Below are 19,050 nucleotides of genomic sequence, written 5' to 3'. Positions count from 1 at the left end.
CTCGATTCGTTCGCGGGATCGGTCGACGCGCGGCTCGGCGATTCCGCATGATTGACGGCGCAACCCGGTACGACTCTGGAGGAGACGGCATGATCCTGGTGACCGGCGCGACCGGCAATATCGGCGCGGAACTGGTTGCGGCACTGAGCAATTCCGGCGCCGCCGTGCGCGCATTGGTCCGCGATCCCGCGCGGGCGCAGCTGCCCGCCGGCGCCGAGGCGGTGACAGGCGATCTGAACCAGCCTGAAAGCCTGACCGAAGCCCTGGACGGGGTCACCGGAATGTTCCTGCTGCCGGGCTACGCCGACACCCCCGACCTGCTCGCCCGCGCGAAGAAGGCGGGCGTCCAGCACATCGTGCTGCTTTCGGGTGGTTCGGCGGCGCTCGAGGATATGAACAATGCGGTCTCCGCATATATGACGCAGGCCGAGCGGGACGTGCGCGAATCCGGCTTGGCGTGGACCTTTCTGCGCCCGCGCTCATTCATGTCGAATGCGCTGCGCTGGTTGCCGCAACTCGAACAGGGTGATGTGATCCGCGCCCAGTTTCCCGATGTACCGGTCGCCGCAATCGATCCCGCCGATATCGCGGCCGTCGCGGCGGTCGCCCTGACCGGCGGCGGACTGGCCGGGCGCATCCTCGAACTGACCGGTTCGCGAGCGCTCGTGCCCGCCGATCAGGTCGCGGTGCTCGCCGAAGTGCTCAACCGGCCACTTGTCTGCCAGGGCTTGACGAATGCGGAGACACGGGCCGAACTCGAGGCCTCCATGCCGCAGCACTACGTCGACGCATTCTGGAGCTTCTTCGTCGACGGCACCCTTGACGAATCCCAGGTCTTCCCGACCGTGCAGGATGTGACCGGCCGAGAACCGCGCACCTTCGACCAGTGGGCCCACGCCCACGCCGACGCCTTCGCTCCCCCGAAGGCGTGACCGATCACAGTATCTATTCGAAGGCAGGTCCGCTGATCCCGGGCGACGGATACCGAATGCGCCGCGCGAACCGATGACCTCGCGGCGGCAGAGCCGAGTGTCGCGCGCTCGACAAACCGCATTCCCGTACCGACGCAGCGCGCTCGATCGAACACAGCGTGCCAGCCGACGGTCATGCTCGCTCCAGCACGGACGCCTGGCTTTGCGCCTATCCGACGCAGCGACACCATCCGATGCCGCATACTCGTCCGAATCGCCGGCCGAGGTCCGTAGCGCCCAAGGCAGATGCACGGCAAGCGAATCCGGTCGGGTGGTCGGTAGTCCCCGAGATGAATCGACCAGCCCGATTCGCACCCGGCCAAAAGCAATGCCCACTGCAACGCGGCGGTTGGAGTCGAACACCGTGCTGCGGAATCCCGGCCGACCTTGTTCGAATCGTGCACGATATGCATTGACTATCAGCGGTGATCATGGCGTAGGTTCGAGATGGGGAGGGGACGAAAGTGATCATCGAGCGCTGGCTATTGATCGAAACGCTCGGCCGTGTCGACAACTGGTCGGTGTTGGCCATTGGTACTACGCCGCGTGAATGGAAGTCGTTTCAGCGGGCCGTGCCCAGTCGGTTGCGGCCGCTTGTCGCTGCCGCGCGTGCGAGTGGATCGGTCGTGGATCAGGTGCTGCCGACTTCGCGGCAAGTGTGGTCGGAGCGGCATCTGCGGGCCGTGCCCATATTGGGTCCGGATGAGCAGGTGCACGCCATCCATCTCTGGGTCGGCCGCGGAGATCCCCCGCCCGCGCCCAGGGTTGCGCCGTTTCTGGTCGATGCGCGCACGCGCCGCATGGATGCGCTGATGCAGGGCCTCGGGCCGGATTTCGCGCCCCATCGCACCCGCTGGGTCGGTGCCGAAATCTTCGAGATGGTCGAACGATTCGACGGCGCACTGGATTTCGTCGCGAACCTGACGCGATCCGAGCCCGATTCACGGTGGCTCGGGACGGCAACCGTGCACTCGCAGGCGGGCCCGCGCTCCATACTGGTGGCCACCCGCAACGCGGACACATCCGCCGACCGGCACCGCTGGCGCGGCCTGGCGGTAGACGTCACCGATAGCGTTGCGCCGCAACGCAAATCGTTCGAGGCGACCGCCCTCGATATGCTGCGCCGCGCCCAACCCAACCTCTACCTCGCGATCGTGGACACCGCCCAGATCCGCTTGATCCGCTGGGTCACCGAACCCGTTCCGACAATGCGCTGGGCCGGCACCGACGAACGCACCGTCCCGCATCCGGCGGACCGCGCCCGAATCATCCAAGCCCGCGATGCAATGCGCTCCGGCGCAGCACACCACCAACTCCGCGCCGTCCGCCTGGCCGGCGAAAACAACGATTGGATCATCGCCCACCTGGAAATCTCCCCCCTCCCCGGCGGCACCCCGAACTGCGCCTCTCCTGAATTCGTCCTGGTCCAACTCGAAATCGTCGAGAACCCCGGCCTCGCTTGATCACCTGCCGAACCCAGACCCGATCGACACAACCTCCGACTTACCGGCCCGATCACCGCGACCGGCGCCCGGCGGGCGCGGACAATCGTCGAGGGCATCGAGCCGGTCGCCGAACGCACCCTGAGACCACCACCGCCAAGAGATCTTGCGCTTGCAACGCTCTGCCTGGGCGCAACCGCTTCACATCGGCCAGCCCGCGCCGGCCTCCGGTTTCGCCGACTCGGGTTGGTATGCAGGCGTCTGCATATTCGGTCCGGCACTCTCGATCATCGGCTCCGGCCGGGGCGCATTCACGTTCGGCACCGGAGCATCCGGGCGGGAGCCGGGTCGCGCGATCGGCGCGGCGGGCCGTGGCCCCGGGTGCACCTGATGCTCGGGCGCGGTCGGCGGCGGCGCGGCTCGCACGTGTAGTGGAGCGGGTTCCCGTTGGGGTGTGGTGGTCTCGACTGCGGGGGCGGCGAGTTCGGCGAGGCCCTGGGTGGGTGGGATTCGGGCGGTGAAACCCAGTGTGCGCCTGGCTCGTTCGGGGTCGGCGGCGAGGTGGCGGGCGTCGGCGAGGAGGTAGCGGCCGGTTACCACGGGGGCGGGGCCGCCGCGGGCCTTGGCCATGATCGAGGCGACTTCCCACATGGTGATGGGGTGGCCGGAGGCGATGTTGAGGGGGACGAAGCCGGGTGGGCGGCGGTCGACGGCGGCCACGGTTGCGGCCACGATGTCGTCGACGTGCACCACATCCCTGACCTGCCCGCCGTCCTCGTCGACCAGTGGCGGGCGGCCCTGATCGAGTGCGGCGAGGAAGTTTCCGATGAAGCCGGAGCGCGTGCCTGCACCGTATCCGTTGTGGTAGCGCAATGCCGTGACGGCCGCGCCGGCAGCCAAACCCCAAGCGAGCGCGTAGTTTTCCTGTGCCAACTTGCTGGCCCCGTAGAAGCCGCGCGGACGCAGCGGCGCGTCCTCGGTGACCGGCTCCCAGGTGAGCAACTCCCCGGTGCGTGGCGCCAAGTGGTCGAACATGCCGCGATCCAGATCAGCCCGCCGCCGCAGTCCGGGATAGAACGGCCCGCTGTTCATCCCGCGATAGCGCCCCTCGCCGTACACCACGATGGATGACGCGAGCACCAGATGACGCACCTTCGCCCGGCCCATCGCATCGAGCAGCACCGCCGTCCCGAGATCATTGTGCGCGGCGAACACCGCCGATTCAGGCCCGGAGGTGACGGCGGCGAGATGACAAACCGTATCGATGCCGCGCAGCAACGGCTCGAGCGCATCGGCATCGCGCACGTCCACCCGCGAAACCCCATCCGGCACTTCCACATCCGGACCGAGTAGATCGACCCCGACCACCTCGTGCCCGGCTGCGGCCAATGCCCGCCGCAACCGCGCTCCGATGAACCCGGCTGCCCCGGTGACCAGCACTCTCATCGCATCCGCACCCCACGTTCGGTTCCGAGCCCAACCTGACTAGCTGCCCGAACTCACGGTAGTTCGAACGGCAGCGACACTCCCGCATGGACACGGCAACGTTCGCAGGTATCGGTTCCGGTAACCGCCGAAACCGAGCGCCGGATCAGCTCCTTGAACGGTCCGAGGTTCTTCTTGAATTCGGCGAAGACGTCGACCGCGTGCACACCCTCGCCCTCCTCCAGTCCCGCATCCAGGTCGGTCACCAAAGCCACTGCTGCATAGCACATTTCGAGTTCACGGGCGAGCACAGCCTCGGGATGCCCGGTCATATTCACCAGCTCCCAGCCCTGCGCGGCGAACCAGTGGCTCTCGGCCCGGGTGGAGAAGCGCGGGCCCTGTACCACGACCATGGTGCCCGAGGATTTCATCGGCAGCGCATCCGTCGCGGATTTCGTTGCTGCGGAGCGCAGTTCGTCGCAGTACGGGTCGGCGAAGGAGACGTGCACGCCACCGCCGTCGAAGTAGGTCTGCGAACGACCCGAGGTCCGGTCGACCAGTTGATCCGGCACCGCGACGGTGCCCGGCCCCCAGTCCGCGCGCAGGCTGCCGACCGCGCACGGCGCGAAGATCCGCCGCACCCCGATCGAACGCAACGCCCACATATTGGCCCGGTAGGGCAGCGTATGCGGTGCGAATTCGTGCTGTTTGCCGTGCCGGGGCAGGAAGGCCACCGGGCGGCCCTCCACCTCGCCGACCGCGATCGGCGCGCTCGGCTTGCCGTAGGGCGTCTCGACCTCGACGGTGGTCGCCTCGTTGTCGAAGAAATCGTAGAAGCCACTACCGCCGATCACGGCGAGCGCGGGCCGAACATCCAAACTCATGCACCGATTCTCTCGCTCGTCCCCGATTCCCGACCATACGGGTCCACATCCGGCCAACTGGACCTTCGTTCATCATGACTCGAGTTGGTTGTGCAATGGAGATTCTGCTGAGCGAGGTGCTGGTCGCAGTGGTGTTGTCGTGGCTGTTGCTCGACGAATCGGTCGCGTCGGTGCAGATGATCGGCGGCGTGCTGGTGGTCGGCGGCATCGCGCCGGCCCGCAGCGGCGCCCAACACCGGACCCGCACACCCGTGGCGGCGGCGCAGAGCGCGGCTACCTGACAACTCCCTCGCCACACTGTACCCTAGGGGGGTATTAAACGAGGCCGGTCCACCCGGCGAGCAGCGAGGAGACAGTCGGTGACACCCACCCCGTCGCACAATGACACCGAGCCAGGCAGTGACTCGGCGGGTACCACCCACGACCATTCCGGCCACGGCTACATCACCGCCAAGGACGACTATCTCAAGCGTCTGCGCCGGATCGAGGGCCAGGCCCGCGGCCTGCAGCGCATGGTCGAGGAAGAAAAGTACTGCATCGATATCCTCACCCAGGTCTCCGCGATGACGAAGGCACTGCAGGCCGTTGCGATGGGCCTGCTGGAGGACCACATCAGCCACTGCGTGGTGGACGCCGCGGTCGCCGGTGGCCCCGAGGCCGACGCCAAGATCAAAGAGGCCACCGACGCCATCGCTCGCCTGGTACGCTCCTGACGCTCAACCGTGTCGCCGTCGGTACACCGCCGCCGCACCCGGATGCAGAGGAACGGCATCGGTTCCGATGAGCGAGCGGGTGTCCAGGAACTGGGTCCCGGCCGCCTCGGCAGGCACCAATCGGTCCGCGCGGGAAACCAGCAGATCGACAATCGCCCCGGCCGCGGCATCGGACATGGTCGGGGCGGCGAGCAGCAGATTCGCGACGCCGACCGTGCGGACCGAACGACTGCTGTCATAGGCGTCGGCGGGAATTTCGACCAAATCGTAGAGGTGTCCGAAGCGTTCCCGCATCGGCGCGGCCAACTCACCGAGTTCTACCAACCGCAACCGCTGCGGCACATCAAGTGCGTCGGTGGGTACGCCGCCGGCCCATAGCAGCGCGTCCAGCTCACCGGATTCCACACCCGCCACCGCATCTCGCAGCGGTCGATGCGAAATATCCACATCCGAAACGGGATTCACGCCCGCGGCCCACAGCAGTCGCTCCCCGGTCACCGCCGCGCCGGATCCCGCGGCCCCCAGGTTGACCCGGGTCCCGCGCAAATCGGTGACCTGCTGAATCGGCCCCTCCGACCGCACGGCCAACTGCAGATAGTTCTCGTACACCCGACCGAGCGCAACCAACGGGGCCCGCTCACTCTGCACCGAATCCGCCAGCGCCAGTGCAGCATCCACCTGCCCGTTCGCCAACATCCCCAGATTGTCCTGCGAGCCGGTTGTCGTCACCGGTTCGATCCGCACCGTGCCCGCCTCCTGGGCAACCGCGGCGAGCAGTTCCGCGAATGCGTGATAGAAGCCGCCGACCTCGCCCGAGGCCAGCCGCACCAACTCCAGGTCCGAACCACACCCGACAGCACCGGAAGCGACGCCGAAGACGGTGAGCGCCAGGAACTTTCGCCGCCGCATCACGACCGCACCGCCTGCGGCAGCCGGATCTGGATCGCGAGACCGTGCGGCTGCACGGGGAGCACGGACAAGGTGCCGCCGCGTGCTTGGGCCAATGCCGTCGCAATCGGGAGCCCGAGGCCCGAGCCGCCGGACGCCGCACCGGAGCCGCGAAAGAACCGGGTGGTCAGCTTGTCGATCTCGGCCGGTTCGACGCCGCTGCCATTGTCACGGACGGTCACCGTCACCCAGCCCGGCTCGGCGTCGACCACGATGACGGTCTGTGTGCCCGGCCCGGCATAGCTGCACGAATTACTCAGCGGCACATCGAGAATCTGGGCGAGTACATCGGCGGAGACCGCTGCTTCGGCCTCGGCAACCTGCGGTTGCGCCCGCAATTCCTGCCCGGCGCTCTCGTAGGCGGAGTACCAGGCATCGATCCGGTCCGCAGCAACTTGCACTGCGTCGCAATGGATTTCAGCATTGGGTGGAGTGCGCGCGGCCTCGAAAGCGGCGGGGGTCTCGGCAACCGCCAAGCTGAGCAGGCCATCGAGCAGCGCGGTCAACCGTTCAACCTCCGCGCCCGCGCTACGGAAGGTCGCCGCCGCACTTTCCGGAATGGCGGCTTCCAAAGAGTCGAGACGAATTGTCAAGGCGGCGAGCGGGTTTCGCATGGCATGAGCGGTATCCGCAACGAGCTGACGTTGCGCATCCGCCGAATCGGCCACCGCCAATGCCATGGCATCGAAAGATTCCGCGACCGCCCGCATTTCCGGCGGCCCACCGTGGTGGCGGGCGATCGAGACGTGCGCGGCGGCCTCGGCGCGCGGCTTCGGCAGTGTCGCGGTCAATTCGGCGACCGCCTGCGACAGCGCCGCCAGCGGGCGCAGCACCCAGCGCGCCAGGCTCAGGGCCAGCATGGTGAACACCACCATTGCCAGCACCGCTCCGACCGCGATCACCGCCCACGCGCGGGCGATATCGCGCCGGGCGCGTGCGGTGGATGCCTCGATCACCACCGCGCCGTTGACCTGCACTCCGGTACCGACCGGACGGGCGATCAGCACCGTCGCCCCGCTCCACGGGGTGAGCCGATACACCGGCTGCGGCCGCTGGTTGCGGCGGGCGGCGGCAACCGCGGCCTCGACGGGCGCTGCGGCCGTGTCCACGCCCGCATTCACCGTCCGCGCGCCGCGGGCATCGACCACGAGGACGTTTTCCCCGTAGAGATCGTGGTAGCGCCCGGCCTCGTCGGCCAGTGCCCGGCTGTCGCCCTCGGCCACCGCGACGTCTGCGAGGCTGGCGAACCGGTCGGCATCGCCGGAGCGAGCGGCGACAAACTCCTGCGTGCGGCTGGTCGCGAACGTAAGCGAAAGCGGTATCGCAAAGGCGAATACCGCGATCGCCGCGAATACCGTCAGCGCAACGAGTAGTCGTCTGCGCATGCCTGCCGGACTCCGCTCCTGTTACAGCGTGTCTGGGAAACCCCTTTCGGCATTTCCAGGCACCATCCTTCTCGGATGTCCTCCGTGCGCACCACGAGACTGCGCACCTCGGTTTCCGCTTCACCCGGGCTGGTTTCACCCACACAGTCGTGCGGGCCAGCGCGCTCCCGTCCACGGACATTGGTCACCGGGGCTCGCGCTTCGGGCTCCCGGACCCGGGGCAGTGACGTCATGTGCTCCGGATAGACGGCAGTCTGCCACATGACACAGACAAAAACCTTCAGATGTTCTGGTTAGGTCCGCCCGGCACGATTACTGGCCCCAGCGGTAACCGTAGCCGCGAATCGTCGTTATCAGCCCAGGTCGGTCCAATTTCGCGCGGAGTCCGGTCATGTGCACATCCAGTGAGCGGGATACCGCGACGAACGCGTCACCCCAGATCCGATCCATCAGCTGTTGGCGGCTGACCGCGGCACCGGGCCGCTCCACCAATGCCTCGACCAATTCGAATTCCTTCTGGGTCAATGCGATCGGCCGCCCGGCCACCTCGACCACCCGGGCCGCCAGATCGACCCGCACATCGCCGGTGACCACGTCGGCACGTTCCGGCTGCGATCCGGCGGCGGCGCGCCGGACCACATTCTCCAGCCGGGCCATCAATTCCGCGATCCGCGGCGGCTTCACCAGATAGTCGTCGGCACCGCCGCGCAGTCCGCGCACGATCGAGCGTTCGTCGCTGCGCGCGGTCAGGATCAGCACCGGCACGGAACTCACCTCGCGCAGCTGGCGCAGCACTTGCAGACCGTCACCGTCGGGCAGTCCGAGATCCAGGATGACCGCGTCGTAACCACGGTGCGCGGTGAGCAGATCGGCGCCGCGGCGCTTGCGGTCGGCTTGATAACCGCGGGCGTTGAGCGCCTCTACCAGCGCGTCGCCTACTCCGTCATCATCCTCGACCACCGCCAGCCGCACCCGCCGATCCTCCCACAGCGACGGAGCGGCGTGTGCGGTCGGGCCGTCAGCGTCGAGCCGGCGCGAAGTCACGGTCCGGCTCGGTGGCCGACGTATTCCGCTTGGTGAGCGAAATATCGTCCGTGGCAGCGGCATCGGCGTCGATGGCGGATCCGCGCGAGGTCTCCCGCATGAACCAGTAGGTCAGCAGCGAGATGCCGATGCACCCGGCGACATACCAGAAGTACAGCGATTCGTGGTTCGCCTGCTTCAGCGAGAGCGCGATGGTTTCGGCCGTACCGCCGAAGATCGCGACGGTCAGCGCGTACGGCAGGCCGACGCCGAGCGCGCGGATCTTGGTCGGGAACAGCTCGGCCTTCACGATGGCGTTGATCGAGGTATAGCCGGTGATGATGACCAGCGCGCCCATCATCAGCGCCCACGCCGCGATCGGATTCTTGGTGTGCGCGAGCACGGTCATGATCGGCACGGTGAGCAGGGTGCCCGCGACGCCGAAGAAGATCAGCAGCTTGCGTCGTCCGACCCGGTCGGACAGTGCGCCGGCCAGTGGCTGCAGCATCACGAAGACCAGCAGCGCGATGAAGTTGATCCACGAGACCGTCGACTTGGAGATGCCAGAGGTATTGATCATGAATTTCTGCATGTACGTCGTATAGGTGTAGAACGCGACGGTGCCGCCGAGCGTCAGCCCGATCACCAGCAGGCATTCCCGCGGGTACTGCAGCAGCATCCGCAGCGAACCGCGCGCGGGCTGGTTCGCACCGGCGCTGCTCGCCGCCGGATCACGTTCGGCCTCGACCTCGGCCTCGAAGTGCTCCGACTCGTCCATGCTGCGCCGCAGCCACATCACGATCAGTGCGGCCGCCGCACCGATCACGAACGGAATGCGCCAACCCCAGTTGTTCATCTGCGCGTTGTTCAGGAACTGCTGCAGGATGATCTGCACGCCGAGCGCCACCAACTGACCGGCGACCAGCGTGACGTACTGGAAGCTCGAATAGAATCCGCGCTTACCTGTCGAGGCCACCTCGGACAAATACGTTGCGCTGGTTGCGTATTCGCCACCTACCGAAAGACCCTGCAACAGGCGGGCCAGCAAAAGCAGTATCGGCGCGGCGATTCCGATCGTCTGATATCCGGGCGTCAGCGCGATCAGCAGCGAACCCGCCGCCATCACGGTCACTGACAGGGTCAGCGCCGAACGACGTCCGAACTTGTCGGCGTAGCGACCGAGCGCCCACCCACCGAGCGGCCGCATGAGGAACCCGACCGCGAAAACCGCTGCGGTGGAAAGCAATTGCGCCGTCGAATCGCCCTTCGGAAAGAATGACTTCGCGAAGTACACGCTGAACGCGGCGTAGACATACCAGTCGTACCACTCGACGAGATTTCCGATGGAACCACGCAATACATTCGCGACCACCCGGCGCTCGCCGACAGGCTGTGTCGTAGTCACAAGATCTCCTTCTTCGACGCGGCCTTGCGTCGGTCGGAGACCAGTGTGTGCGCAGTCACAGCGCCGATGGAAGCGGACAGCGCCCTTTCTAACGCTGTCTTAGGACGATTGCCGTCGGTTGTCCGCTGGAACCTTCCGAACGAATCGGGGGGACAGATGTTCATTCCGTGCTGAACCGAGGACGCCCGAAGAAGGGCGGCGTCGTCTGCTCGGGTCGAGTTGTTCGACCCGCTTCAACAGTCCCACCGGCGATCGGCCGGTATCTCGGGCCGATCGCCAGCCCGGGTCTATTTCGCGAGCAGCGGTGCCAGAGTGCGCAGGGTGGCTGCTTCGTCGGAGAGGACCTGGATCACCACATGATCGGCACCTGCGGCCCGATGGGCCGAGAGGCGATCGACGACGGAATCCGCTTCGCCGTGGGCTACCAGGGCATCGATGAGGCGGTCGCTACCGGGTTTGGCGAGGTCGTCATCGGTGAAGCCGAGGCGGCGGAGATTGCTGACGTAGTTCTGCAGGTCGAGGTAGAACTCGACGCGCGGGCGGGCGGTGGTGCGGGCCCGGACCGGGTCGTCGTCGAGGACGACCTTGTGTTCGGTGGCCAGCAGCACACCCTCGCCGAGCAGCGCGCGGGCGCGGGCGGTGTGTTCGGGAGTGACGTTGTAGGGCAGCGCGCCCGCAGACCGTTCCGCCGCCAGCCCCAGCACGCGCGGGCCTAGCGCGGCGAGAGCGCGACGCTCCTTGGGCACACCCGCGGCATCCAGTTCGTCGAAGTATTCGACCAGCGCGTCGTAGGGCTTGCGGTATTCGCCCTGATGTTCGGGATGGCCCGCACCCAAGCCGAGCAGGAACCGGCTCGGAAAGCGCGCTTCGATCCGGTGGAACGACTCAGCGACCTGCTTCGCGGGCGCCGTCCAGATATTCACGATGCTGGTGGCGACGGTGATCGACTCGGTTGCCTCCAGCAGCGACTCGATCACGGGCAAGTCGGCGGGCGGGGACCCGCCGAGCCACAGCGTGCCGTAGCCGAGTCCTTCCAAGTCCTGTGCGTCCTGCGGGGTGAACCCCCCGTAGTAGCGCCATACACCGAACTGTCCGAGATCTCCGATAGCCATGCACCGAATGAACGAGGCCGCTGCCGTCCCTATTCCGTCCGGGCCACACTCCGATCCGAGACGGGCCGCGAAGTTTCGAGCTAACCATTAGCAGTCTCATGTCGAGAGTGCTAACTTGGATGGTGCACAGCTTCCGGCGCCTGCCGCCGTGGCAGGCGCCGCCGCTAGTGAAATGGAGGTGATTGCTGTGCTCCGGTTCGATCCATTCCACGATATCGACACCGTTGCCCGCCAACTGCTCGGCGAATCCATGGGGACATCTCGCGCGCCACGATTCATGCCGATGGACCTGTTCAAGGCGGGCGATCATTACGTACTCAACGCCGACCTGCCCGGTGTGGACCCCGGCTCGGTGGATGTGAGCGTCGACAACGGCACACTCACCCTCCGCGCGCAGCGCAGCCTGCCGAGTGACGAAGGCGTCCAATGGATTGCGTCCGAGCGCTTCGCCGGCACCTATATGCGCCAGCTCAGCCTCGGCGACAATGTCGATGCCGACAAGATCAGCGCAACCTATAACAACGGCGTGCTCTCGGTGACGATTCCGATCGCCGAACGGGCCAAGCCGCGCCGTATCGAAATCTCCGGTTCCAGCCAGCCACGTACGATCGAGGCCGGTTCGTCCAGCAAATAGCTGGTCATGCTCCCGCACCGCACTGCGCCCGCCGAACGCGGTGCGGGAGCACCGCTTTCACATAGGTTGTTGTCGCCGCGCCCAGGTTGGACCTTCTGTGTGCAGCGTCAAGACGTTAAGCGCCAACCTCAGCTGCCACAGCAGCCTTCGTCAGCAGTCGGGACCGTACGCATTTCGCGGGTTTCGGCATTGCGCGCGGCGAGGTCGGCAACGTCCGGATAGTCGACGGCGACGAGACTCAGACCGTGCGCGGGCGCCACGGTGACCGAGCTGGAGCGCTCGGTTTCGTTCAATAGTGCGGCGACCCACTCGGGCGTGCGTCGACCCTCCCCCACCGCCAGCACCGCGCCGACGAGGCTGCGCACCATGGACCAGCAGAACGCATCGGCGCTGACATAGGCGGTGAGCAGATCACCGTCGCGCTCCCAATCGAAGCGCTGGAGTTCGCGGACAGTAGTCGCACCATCGCGGCGGCGGCAGAATGCGGCAAAATTGTGCAGGCCCAACAACTTTCGGGATGCCTCGCGCATGGCTTCCAGATCGACGTCTCGGCGACAGGCGACAACGCTGCGGGCCTGCAGTGGCTCGGCCCCATAGGGAGCGGTGGTCAACCGGTAGGCGTAGTGGCGGCGGATCGCCGAGAAGCGTGCGTCGAATTCGGGTGGCACAACGCGAATATCCTTGATACGCAGGTCTTTCGGGAGGAACCGTGCCATGCGATGGATAAGCTTGGCCGCATCCGGCCCAGTGCCGGTATCGAAATGCGCGACCTGCCCCTCGGCATGCACACCGGCATCGGTGCGGCCCGCGACGGTCAATTGGATCGGCTCCCGGAACACCTTGCTCAGCGACTCTTCGAGCACACCCTGCACCGTGCGCAGACCCGGTTGCCGCGCCCAGCCGATGAAATCCGTACCGTCGTAACTGATATCGAGCCGCACTCGAACCAAGTCTGTATCGGACTCCGGCCGCGCACCGACTTCCGCGGCCTGCGCGACTCCAGGTGCCTCCGCGTCCCTAGGTGCCTCGACGACTCCGGCGGCCTCCACGACTTCGCGAGCCTGCACGACTCCGGGGGCCTGCACGACTCCGGGAGCCTGCACAACCTCGCGAGCCTGCACGACTCCGGGGGCCTGCACAACCTCGCGAGCCTGCACGACTCCGGGAGCCTGCACAACCTCGCGGACCTGCACGACCCCAGACACCTCCACGACTCCGGGTGCCTGCACGACTCCGGGCGAATCCACCGGTGCGGACGTACCCGACGCCCTCGAATCCACCGAATCCTCCTCGGTCACAGGCGATCTCCTAGTCGATACGAACGCGGGTGGCGGTGCGGCCGGAACCACTCACCACGCGAACCCGATGTCGGCGTGGTGGTCTCGGATACGAACGAGCCCGCCGACCCACATGGGGGCGGCGGGCTCGTTCGAGAACAGAACGTCAGGCGTCCTTCTTGTCCTCAGCGGCCTCGTCGGCAGCGGGGGCCTCGGCCTCGACGGCCTCATCGGCCTGCTCCTCGACCACGGTCTCGGCGACGGGCGCCTCGGCCTTCTTGGACGCGGAAACGCGACGGGCGCGGTCGGCCTCGTTGGTCACGGTCTTCTCCCGGACCAGCTCGATGACCGCCATCGGCGCGTTGTCACCCTTGCGGGGCAGCGTCTTGGTGATGCGGGTGTAGCCACCCTCGCGGCCCTCGAACGACGGACCGATCGAGGCGAAGAGCTCGTGGACGACATCCTTGTTGCGGATGACCTTGAGCACCTCGCGACGGTCGGCCAGGGTGCCGGTCTTCGCCTTGGTGACCAGCTTCTCGGCGTAGGGGCGCAGCGCCTTGGCCTTGGCCTCGGTGGTCGTGATACGACCGTGCTCGAAGAGCGCCGTGGCCAGATTGGCGAAGATCGCCTTCTGGTGCGACGCCGACCCACCGAAGCGGGCACCCTTCTTGGGCTTGGGCATTGTTTGTTCTCCTTGTGTGAGGCCGAGCCGGGGTGCCTACCCCAGCGGCCTAGAGCTGTTCGGTTTCGGCGTAGTCCTGCTCGCCGCCATCGGTGTCACTGAACGTGCCGCTGTCGCTCCACGTTCCGGTGCTCGCGTCGTAACCCACCACGGACGAAGGATCGAACGAGGCCGGGCTGTCCTTCAGCGAGAGGCCCAGCGCATGCAGCTTGACCTTGACCTCGTCGATGGACTTCTGGCCGAAGTTGCGGATGTCCAGCAGATCCGATTCGGTGCGGGCGACGAGTTCGCCGACCGTGTGCACGCCCTCGCGCTTGAGGCAGTTGTAGGACCGGACGGTGAGGTCCAGGTCCTCGATCGGCAGACCGAACGAGGCGATGTGATCCGCCTCGGCCGGCGAAGGGCCGATCTCGATGCCTTCGGCTTCGACATTGAGCTCACGGGCCAGGCCGAACAGCTCGACCAGGGTCTTGCCCGCCGAAGCGAGCGCGTCCCGGGCGGTGATGGAGTTCTTGGTCTCCACGTCCAGGATCAGACGGTCGAAGTCGGTGCGCTGCTCGACTCGGGTGGCCTCCACCTTGTAGGTCACCTTGAGCACCGGCGAGTAGATCGAATCCACCGGGATCCGGCCGATTTCCGCGCCGGACGCCTTGTTCTGCACCGCCGGGACGTAACCGCGACCGCGCTCGACGACGAGCTCGATCTCCAGCTTGCCCTTGTCGTTCAGGGTGGCGATGTGCATATCCGGGTTGTGCACGACAACACCGGCAGGCGGCACGATGTCACCGGCGGTGACGGTACCCGGGCCCTGCTTGCGCACGTACATCGTGACCGGCTCGTCCTCCTCCGAGGACACGACCAGACCCTTGAGGTTCAGGATGATGTCGGTGACATCCTCCTTCACGCCGGGAACGGTGGTGAACTCGTGCAGGACGCCGTCGATACGGATGCTGGTGACCGCGGCCCCCGGAATCGAGGACAGCAGGGTACGCCGCAGCGAGTTGCCGAGGGTGTAACCGAAGCCCGGCTCGAGCGGTTCGATGGTGAACTTCGAGCGGTTCTCGGCGACGACCTCTTCGGTCAGCGTCGGACGCTGTGAAATCAGCATTTTGGATCATCCTCCTGTACGGGCGCCCACTATTTGACGCCCACGTCTTGGGGGTTGTGCGTGGTCGCGGGCATTGCCGACGACCACGCACCAGCAGCGGTGAGCTGTTACTTCGAGTAGTACTCGACGATCAGCTGTTCCGACAGCGGCACATCGATCTGAGCGCGCTCGGGCACCTGGTGCACCAGGATCCGCAGCCGACCCGGGATCACCTGCAGCCAGCCCGGAACCGGGCGGTCGCCGACGGTCTCACGCGCGACCTGGAACGGCAGCGTGCCGAGCGACTTCTCCTTGACATCGATGATGTCGTACTGGGTCACCTGGAAGCTGGGGACGTTCACGGCCCGGTTGTTCACCAGGAAGTGACCGTGGCTGACCAGCTGGCGAGCCTGCCGACGGGTGCGCGCCAGACCGGCGCGGTACACGACGTTGTCCAAGCGGCACTCGAGCAGACGGAGCAGGTTGTCACCGGTCTTGCCCTTGAGGCGGTTGGCCTCTTCGTAGTACCGGCGGAACTGCTTCTCCATGACGCCGTAGGAGAAGCGCGCCTTCTGCTTCTCCTGCAGCTGGAGCAGGTACTCGCTCTCCTTGATCCGCGCGCGGCCGTGCTGGCCGGGCGGGTACGGACGACGCTCGAACGCCTGGTCGCCTCCGACGAGGTCGACCCGCAGACGACGCGACTTGCGGGTGATGGGGCCTGTGTAACGAGCCATTTTTCGTTATTCCTTTCCCGCTAGACGCGACGCCGCTTGGGCGGACGGCAGCCGTTGTGCGGCTGCGGGGTGACATCGGAGATCGTGCCGACTTCCAGGCCTGCGGCCTGCAGCGAACGGATCGCGGTCTCGCGGCCCGAACCCGGGCCCTTGACGAACACGTCGACCTTCTTGACGCCGTTCTCCTGCGCCTTGCGGGCAGCGTTCTCGGCGGCGAGCTGCGCGGCGAACGGGGTCGACTTGCGCGAACCCTTGAAGCCGACGTGACCCGAGGACGCCCACGAGATGACGTTGCCGGCCGGGTCGGTGATCGACACGATCGTGTTGTTGAACGTGCTCTTGATGTGCGCGTGGCCGTGCGGGACGTTCTTCTTTTCCCGGCGACGCGACTTCTGGGTCTTCTTGGGGCCGGAGGCCCGACTCTTCGGAGGCATCCTCTATCCCCTACTTCTTCTTGCCTGCGACGGTGCGCTTCGGGCCCTTGCGGGTGCGCGCGTTGGTCTTGGTGCGCTGGCCACGCACGGGCAGGCCACGACGGTGGCGCAGACCCTGGTAGCAGCCGATCTCGATCTTGCGTCGAATGTCGGCCTGCACCTCGCGGCGCAGGTCACCCTCGACCTTGAGGGCCGAACCCTCGATGTAGTCACGCAGCTGCGTGACCTGCTCGTCGCTGAGGTCCTTCGAACGCAGGTCGGGGCTGACGCCCGTCGCCTCGAGGATCTCCTTGGAGCGGGTACGGCCGATGCCGTAGATGTAGGTCAGCGCGATCTCCATGCGCTTTTCGCGCGGGAGATCAACGCCCATGAGACGTGCCATGTGGCAGGTTCCTTAATCGTTGCGGAGGTCTGCTCCCTGTCCGTCCCCTCGTCTGGTGGGGCACCGGCCTCCGTACCGGTGGTTGGCTCGCACACCTCGAACCTTGCGATTCCGAGGAACCGCGCGGTCCGAATATCCGCAGTGTGCGGCTGGAGCTGGGAGTTCTTCTTTATTTGGCCAAGCCGATCATGGATCGGTGCCCGGCTGGTGCCGCGAAAATCAGCCCTGGCGCTGCTTGTGGCGCAGGTTCTCGCAGATCACCATGACCCGACCGTGACGGCGGATCACCTTGCACTTCTCGCAGATCTTCTTGACGCTCGGCTGAACCTTCACGTCCGTCCAATCTTGTTCGGTTCACACGGGTGTGAACACAGTTTTTCCCCAGCCGACGACTGGGGAAGTCTCTGTGGTGAGCCTTGCGGCTCGATGGTCACGCCTCTTGCCCGGCGCGATCACTTGTAGCGGTAAACGATGCGGCCGCGCGACAGGTCGTAGGGGGAAAGCTCGACGACCACACGGTCCTCGGGAAGGATACGAATGTAGTGCTGCCGCATCTTTCCGCTGATGTGCGCGAGAACCTTGTGTCCGTTCTCGAGCTCGATCCGGAACATCGCATTGGGCAGCGGCTCGACAACTCGACCCTCGACCTCGATGGCCCCGTCTTTCTTCGCCATGTCCTCCGCGATCCCGGTTTACGCTCAAACCTGGTTTGATTGCCTTGTATCTGCTTCCATGTACCCATCGGTCGTCCCGATCAGCGGCATGCAAACAGTCGGCGCGTAGGTGCACCGCCGACCAAGCTTACCGGTTTAATTGCGGGCAGGCCAATTCGCCCTGGTCACAATGGGCGCGAGCGCCTACTATTCCGCATTCGATGCGCGGAGCCCGAGCGTCATCAGCGTAATCGCGGCCGCGTGGCGACCTTCGCGGAGCCGTGATCGGTCGCGCAGCGGCAAGGCACTGTTGGTGTCGAGAGCGGTCGCCTGGGCTGCGCTGGTCGGCGTCGAGTTTCCTCGCCATCTCCACAGCGCGGCCGGGCCGATGAGGTCGCTCAGCTGACGAAGTGAGGCCGACACCGACTGTTGCCGCCGCGAGCGTGGCGGTTGCTGTTGCGGCCGACCTCGGCACCAGCGGCGGCCGCCGGTGCCGGGTTCCGGCCGGACGTCCGCTGCGTTTGCCCGCCCCGGATGAACGGGAGGATGGCGTCGTGATCAGGTCGCACCGGATGCGGCCGAGCGTTCGTCACTCCGTCAGGTGCACACGGTTGAAGCAGACGCTGCTCGCCGGGATATAGAGGCCGCCGTAGATCAGTATCGAGGCGGGACGGAGGCCGCAAAGCAGACGCGCGGCAATCGGTCGCGCGGAGTGAGCGCGGTCATGCAGCGCGCCACATCTCGGCCTACTTACCGACAGATGCATGGGCCCAACAGATCCCGCGATCGGGGGTGTTCGAAAACCGTTCATTCGGCCCACTCCCCACCCGTGATGAGACAGAGTCGTCGCGTAAACTGACCACAGCCCAGGAATAAAGGTCGAGCAGATCAAGGGGGACGTGTGAGCCGTAATAACGACGGCCTCCCCATGCTGCCCCCGTGGCTTTCCGAGAGCGATGTCACCGGCGGCTACGAAGCACCCGTACAGAACCTGCCACACGAAGACCTCATCGATGAAGCGCCCTCGCGGCGTGGACGTTCCAAGCGCGCGCCGGAGACCGAGCGACCCGAAGCCGCGCGCCGGGACAAGCGCCGATTCGGCCGACGCAAAGGTAAGGACGAGCAGCCCGAGGAGCAGGGCCAGCGCCCGGGTTCGGCGGGGCGCGAATTGTCCGGTCCCGGTTTCGAACTGCACAGCGGACCGGGTGGTTTCCAGGGCCCGAACGCCTTTCGTGGCCCCGACCCCCAGCGCGGCCCCGAGCCAGGGGACCCGCACCGACAGGGTCCACCCCAGCACGACTCCGGTCCACATGCGCGCCCGGATGGACCAGGTCAGGGTTTGCCGAACTCGGAAAGCGGTTGGCAAGGCAGCAATCCGCTGCCGACCCGCAACCCCGGCCAGCCCTCCGCCGGTTTCGAACCGCTCGGCAGCAGGCCGCCGACGCCACCGTCGCAACCGCTGGTGCACCCTTCCGGCCCTCAGCATCCCGCTGCCGAATATCAGCAGCCGGGCGCTACTCGAACGCCTCCGGCCCAGCAGCCGGGTGCGGGCCAACCGCCTGCTTTCCAACAGCCGGATGCGGGCCGGCCGATTGCCACAGAGCCGGCCGCGTCTGTCGAGGAAACGGTGCGCTACCAGTCGTCGCGTCCCGACCTGCCGCCCCCGCCGAACCAGGCCGCCGCACAACCGTATTCGCCTGCCGCACCGCCGCAGCCGCCGACGAGCGAGCGGCCGGGGATGCCGCCGACCGGCGACTTCGACGCCCCACCCCCATGGCTCGATACGCCCCGCACCGAGCAGGGCCAACCGTCCCCCGAAACGGCTGGCATGGGCCCCCATCCCCCCGCAGCCTCGGCAC

General features: G+C 66.5%; 20 protein-coding genes and 1 pseudogene. 5 read left to right on the top strand and 16 right to left on the bottom strand.

Annotated elements, in window-relative coordinates; genetic code table 11:
* Positions 1–89: 89 nt before the first annotated feature.
* Complete coding sequence (locus tag OIE68_RS36670; protein WP_327095498.1) at positions 90–932, top strand: NAD(P)H-binding protein; 843 nt, start codon at positions 90–92, stop codon at positions 930–932.
* Positions 933–1,435: 503 nt separating this feature from the next.
* Complete coding sequence (locus OIE68_RS36665) at positions 1,436–2,434, top strand: GAF domain-containing protein (protein ID WP_327095497.1); 999 nt, start codon at positions 1,436–1,438, stop codon at positions 2,432–2,434.
* Between the two features lie 456 nt (positions 2,435–2,890).
* Here the strand turns inward: OIE68_RS36665 and OIE68_RS36660 are convergent.
* Together OIE68_RS36660 and OIE68_RS36655 are read right to left on the bottom strand one after the other, a co-directional pair.
* Positions 2,891–3,859, bottom strand: a pseudogene (locus OIE68_RS36660) (NAD-dependent epimerase/dehydratase family protein); the annotation flags it as partial.
* A 53-nt stretch (positions 3,860–3,912) separates the two neighbouring features.
* Positions 3,913–4,722 carry an S-methyl-5'-thioadenosine phosphorylase gene (locus OIE68_RS36655; RefSeq protein ID WP_327095496.1) on the bottom strand — a complete coding sequence of 270 codons (810 nt, stop codon included), beginning with the start codon at positions 4,720–4,722 and terminating at the stop codon, positions 3,913–3,915.
* Between the two features lie 95 nt (positions 4,723–4,817).
* Between OIE68_RS36655 and OIE68_RS36650 the strand changes: the two genes are divergently transcribed.
* A complete protein-coding gene (locus OIE68_RS36650) occupies positions 4,818–5,003 on the top strand; it encodes a hypothetical protein (protein WP_327095495.1) in 186 nt (61 codons plus the stop codon).
* 78 nt (positions 5,004–5,081) lie between these two features.
* Positions 5,082–5,435: a metal-sensitive transcriptional regulator gene (locus tag OIE68_RS36645; protein ID WP_327095494.1), complete on the top strand. Its 354-nt coding sequence runs from the start codon at positions 5,082–5,084 to the stop codon at positions 5,433–5,435.
* Between the two features lie 3 nt (positions 5,436–5,438).
* On the opposite strand, the gene OIE68_RS36640 is transcribed toward OIE68_RS36645, so the two are convergent.
* The 5 genes from OIE68_RS36640 to OIE68_RS36620 form a co-directional block, all read right to left on the bottom strand.
* Positions 5,439–6,344: a TAXI family TRAP transporter solute-binding subunit gene (locus OIE68_RS36640; protein ID WP_327101955.1), complete on the bottom strand. Its 906-nt coding sequence runs from the start codon at positions 6,342–6,344 to the stop codon at positions 5,439–5,441.
* Positions 6,344–7,768, bottom strand: a complete 1,425-nt coding sequence (locus OIE68_RS36635) for a HAMP domain-containing sensor histidine kinase (protein WP_327095493.1) — start codon at positions 7,766–7,768, stop codon at positions 6,344–6,346. The genes OIE68_RS36640 and OIE68_RS36635 overlap by 1 nt, the downstream gene beginning before the upstream one ends.
* Positions 7,769–8,080: 312 nt before the next feature.
* Positions 8,081–8,740 (bottom strand): response regulator transcription factor, encoded by a 660-nt coding sequence (locus OIE68_RS36630; RefSeq protein ID WP_327101954.1) that lies wholly within the window; start codon positions 8,738–8,740, stop codon positions 8,081–8,083.
* 46 nt (positions 8,741–8,786) lie between these two features.
* Positions 8,787–10,196, bottom strand: coding sequence for an MFS transporter (locus OIE68_RS36625; protein ID WP_327095492.1), 1,410 nt, complete (start codon positions 10,194–10,196; stop codon positions 8,787–8,789).
* A gap of 287 nt (positions 10,197–10,483) precedes the next feature.
* Positions 10,484–11,308 (bottom strand): LLM class F420-dependent oxidoreductase, encoded by an 825-nt coding sequence (locus OIE68_RS36620; RefSeq protein ID WP_327095491.1) that lies wholly within the window; start codon positions 11,306–11,308, stop codon positions 10,484–10,486.
* Positions 11,309–11,495: 187 nt separating this feature from the next.
* Here OIE68_RS36620 and OIE68_RS36615 point away from each other — a divergent pair, with 187 nt between their 5' ends.
* On the top strand, positions 11,496–11,942 hold the full coding sequence (locus OIE68_RS36615) for an Hsp20/alpha crystallin family protein (RefSeq protein WP_327095490.1): 447 nt from the start codon (positions 11,496–11,498) through the stop codon (positions 11,940–11,942).
* Between the two features lie 128 nt (positions 11,943–12,070).
* On the opposite strand, the gene truA is transcribed toward OIE68_RS36615, so the two are convergent.
* The 9 genes from truA to OIE68_RS36570 all read right to left on the bottom strand — a co-directional run bounded on the left by truA (position 12,071) and on the right by OIE68_RS36570 (position 19,021).
* Positions 12,071–12,892 carry a tRNA pseudouridine(38-40) synthase TruA gene (gene truA / locus OIE68_RS36610; protein ID WP_327101953.1) on the bottom strand — a complete coding sequence of 274 codons (822 nt, stop codon included), beginning with the start codon at positions 12,890–12,892 and terminating at the stop codon, positions 12,071–12,073.
* A gap of 493 nt (positions 12,893–13,385) precedes the next feature.
* Positions 13,386–13,901: a 50S ribosomal protein L17 gene (rplQ, locus tag OIE68_RS36605; protein WP_327095489.1), complete on the bottom strand. Its 516-nt coding sequence runs from the start codon at positions 13,899–13,901 to the stop codon at positions 13,386–13,388.
* A 49-nt stretch (positions 13,902–13,950) separates the two neighbouring features.
* Positions 13,951–15,009, bottom strand: coding sequence for a DNA-directed RNA polymerase subunit alpha (locus OIE68_RS36600; RefSeq protein ID WP_040686662.1), 1,059 nt, complete (start codon positions 15,007–15,009; stop codon positions 13,951–13,953).
* Between the two features lie 107 nt (positions 15,010–15,116).
* A complete protein-coding gene (rpsD, locus tag OIE68_RS36595; protein WP_327095488.1) occupies positions 15,117–15,722 on the bottom strand; it encodes a 30S ribosomal protein S4 in 606 nt (201 codons plus the stop codon).
* 20 nt (positions 15,723–15,742) lie between these two features.
* Complete coding sequence (gene rpsK, locus OIE68_RS36590; protein WP_040731638.1) at positions 15,743–16,156, bottom strand: 30S ribosomal protein S11; 414 nt, start codon at positions 16,154–16,156, stop codon at positions 15,743–15,745.
* Positions 16,157–16,166: 10 nt separating this feature from the next.
* Positions 16,167–16,538: a 30S ribosomal protein S13 gene (rpsM, locus tag OIE68_RS36585; RefSeq protein ID WP_040686660.1), complete on the bottom strand. Its 372-nt coding sequence runs from the start codon at positions 16,536–16,538 to the stop codon at positions 16,167–16,169.
* 219 nt (positions 16,539–16,757) lie between these two features.
* Positions 16,758–16,871, bottom strand: coding sequence for a 50S ribosomal protein L36 (gene rpmJ / locus OIE68_RS36580; RefSeq protein WP_040686659.1), 114 nt, complete (start codon positions 16,869–16,871; stop codon positions 16,758–16,760).
* A 119-nt stretch (positions 16,872–16,990) separates the two neighbouring features.
* Positions 16,991–17,212 carry a translation initiation factor IF-1 gene (infA, locus tag OIE68_RS36575; RefSeq protein ID WP_003418601.1) on the bottom strand — a complete coding sequence of 74 codons (222 nt, stop codon included), beginning with the start codon at positions 17,210–17,212 and terminating at the stop codon, positions 16,991–16,993.
* A gap of 1,611 nt (positions 17,213–18,823) precedes the next feature.
* Positions 18,824–19,021, bottom strand: coding sequence for a hypothetical protein (locus OIE68_RS36570; RefSeq protein WP_327095487.1), 198 nt, complete (start codon positions 19,019–19,021; stop codon positions 18,824–18,826).
* Between the last annotated feature and the right edge of the window lie 29 nt (positions 19,022–19,050).

Origin of the sequence: Nocardia vinacea (genome assembly GCF_035920345.1) — a bacterium.
Classification (GTDB): Bacteria; Actinomycetota; Actinomycetes; order Mycobacteriales; family Mycobacteriaceae; genus Nocardia; species Nocardia vinacea_A.
This window is presented reverse-complemented; position numbering and strand designations above follow the sequence as displayed.

Excerpts from the sequence above, each read along its gene's own strand:
- OIE68_RS36655 (WP_327095496.1), bottom strand. The coding sequence starts at position 4,722 with ATGAGTTTGGATGTTCGGCCCGCGCTCGCCGTGATCGGCGGTAGTGGC.
- OIE68_RS36620 (WP_327095491.1), bottom strand. The coding sequence starts at position 11,308 with ATGGCTATCGGAGATCTCGGACAGTTCGGTGTATGGCGCTACTACGGG.
- OIE68_RS36570 (WP_327095487.1), bottom strand. The coding sequence starts at position 19,021 with ATGCCAGCCGTTTCGGGGGACGGTTGGCCCTGCTCGGTGCGGGGCGTA.
- OIE68_RS36670 (WP_327095498.1), top strand. The coding sequence starts at position 90 with ATGATCCTGGTGACCGGCGCGACCGGCAATATCGGCGCGGAACTGGTT.
- infA (WP_003418601.1), bottom strand. The coding sequence starts at position 17,212 with ATGGCGAAGAAAGACGGGGCCATCGAGGTCGAGGGTCGAGTTGTCGAG.
- rpsM (WP_040686660.1), bottom strand. The coding sequence starts at position 16,538 with ATGGCACGTCTCATGGGCGTTGATCTCCCGCGCGAAAAGCGCATGGAG.
- OIE68_RS36640 (WP_327101955.1), bottom strand. The coding sequence starts at position 6,344 with ATGCGGCGGCGAAAGTTCCTGGCGCTCACCGTCTTCGGCGTCGCTTCC.
- rplQ (WP_327095489.1), bottom strand. The coding sequence starts at position 13,901 with ATGCCCAAGCCCAAGAAGGGTGCCCGCTTCGGTGGGTCGGCGTCGCAC.
- OIE68_RS36600 (WP_040686662.1), bottom strand. The coding sequence starts at position 15,009 with ATGCTGATTTCACAGCGTCCGACGCTGACCGAAGAGGTCGTCGCCGAG.
- rpsK (WP_040731638.1), bottom strand. The coding sequence starts at position 16,156 with ATGCCTCCGAAGAGTCGGGCCTCCGGCCCCAAGAAGACCCAGAAGTCG.
- OIE68_RS36635 (WP_327095493.1), bottom strand. The coding sequence starts at position 7,768 with ATGCGCAGACGACTACTCGTTGCGCTGACGGTATTCGCGGCGATCGCG.
- rpsD (WP_327095488.1), bottom strand. The coding sequence starts at position 15,722 with ATGGCTCGTTACACAGGCCCCATCACCCGCAAGTCGCGTCGTCTGCGG.
- OIE68_RS36650 (WP_327095495.1), top strand. The coding sequence starts at position 4,818 with ATGGAGATTCTGCTGAGCGAGGTGCTGGTCGCAGTGGTGTTGTCGTGG.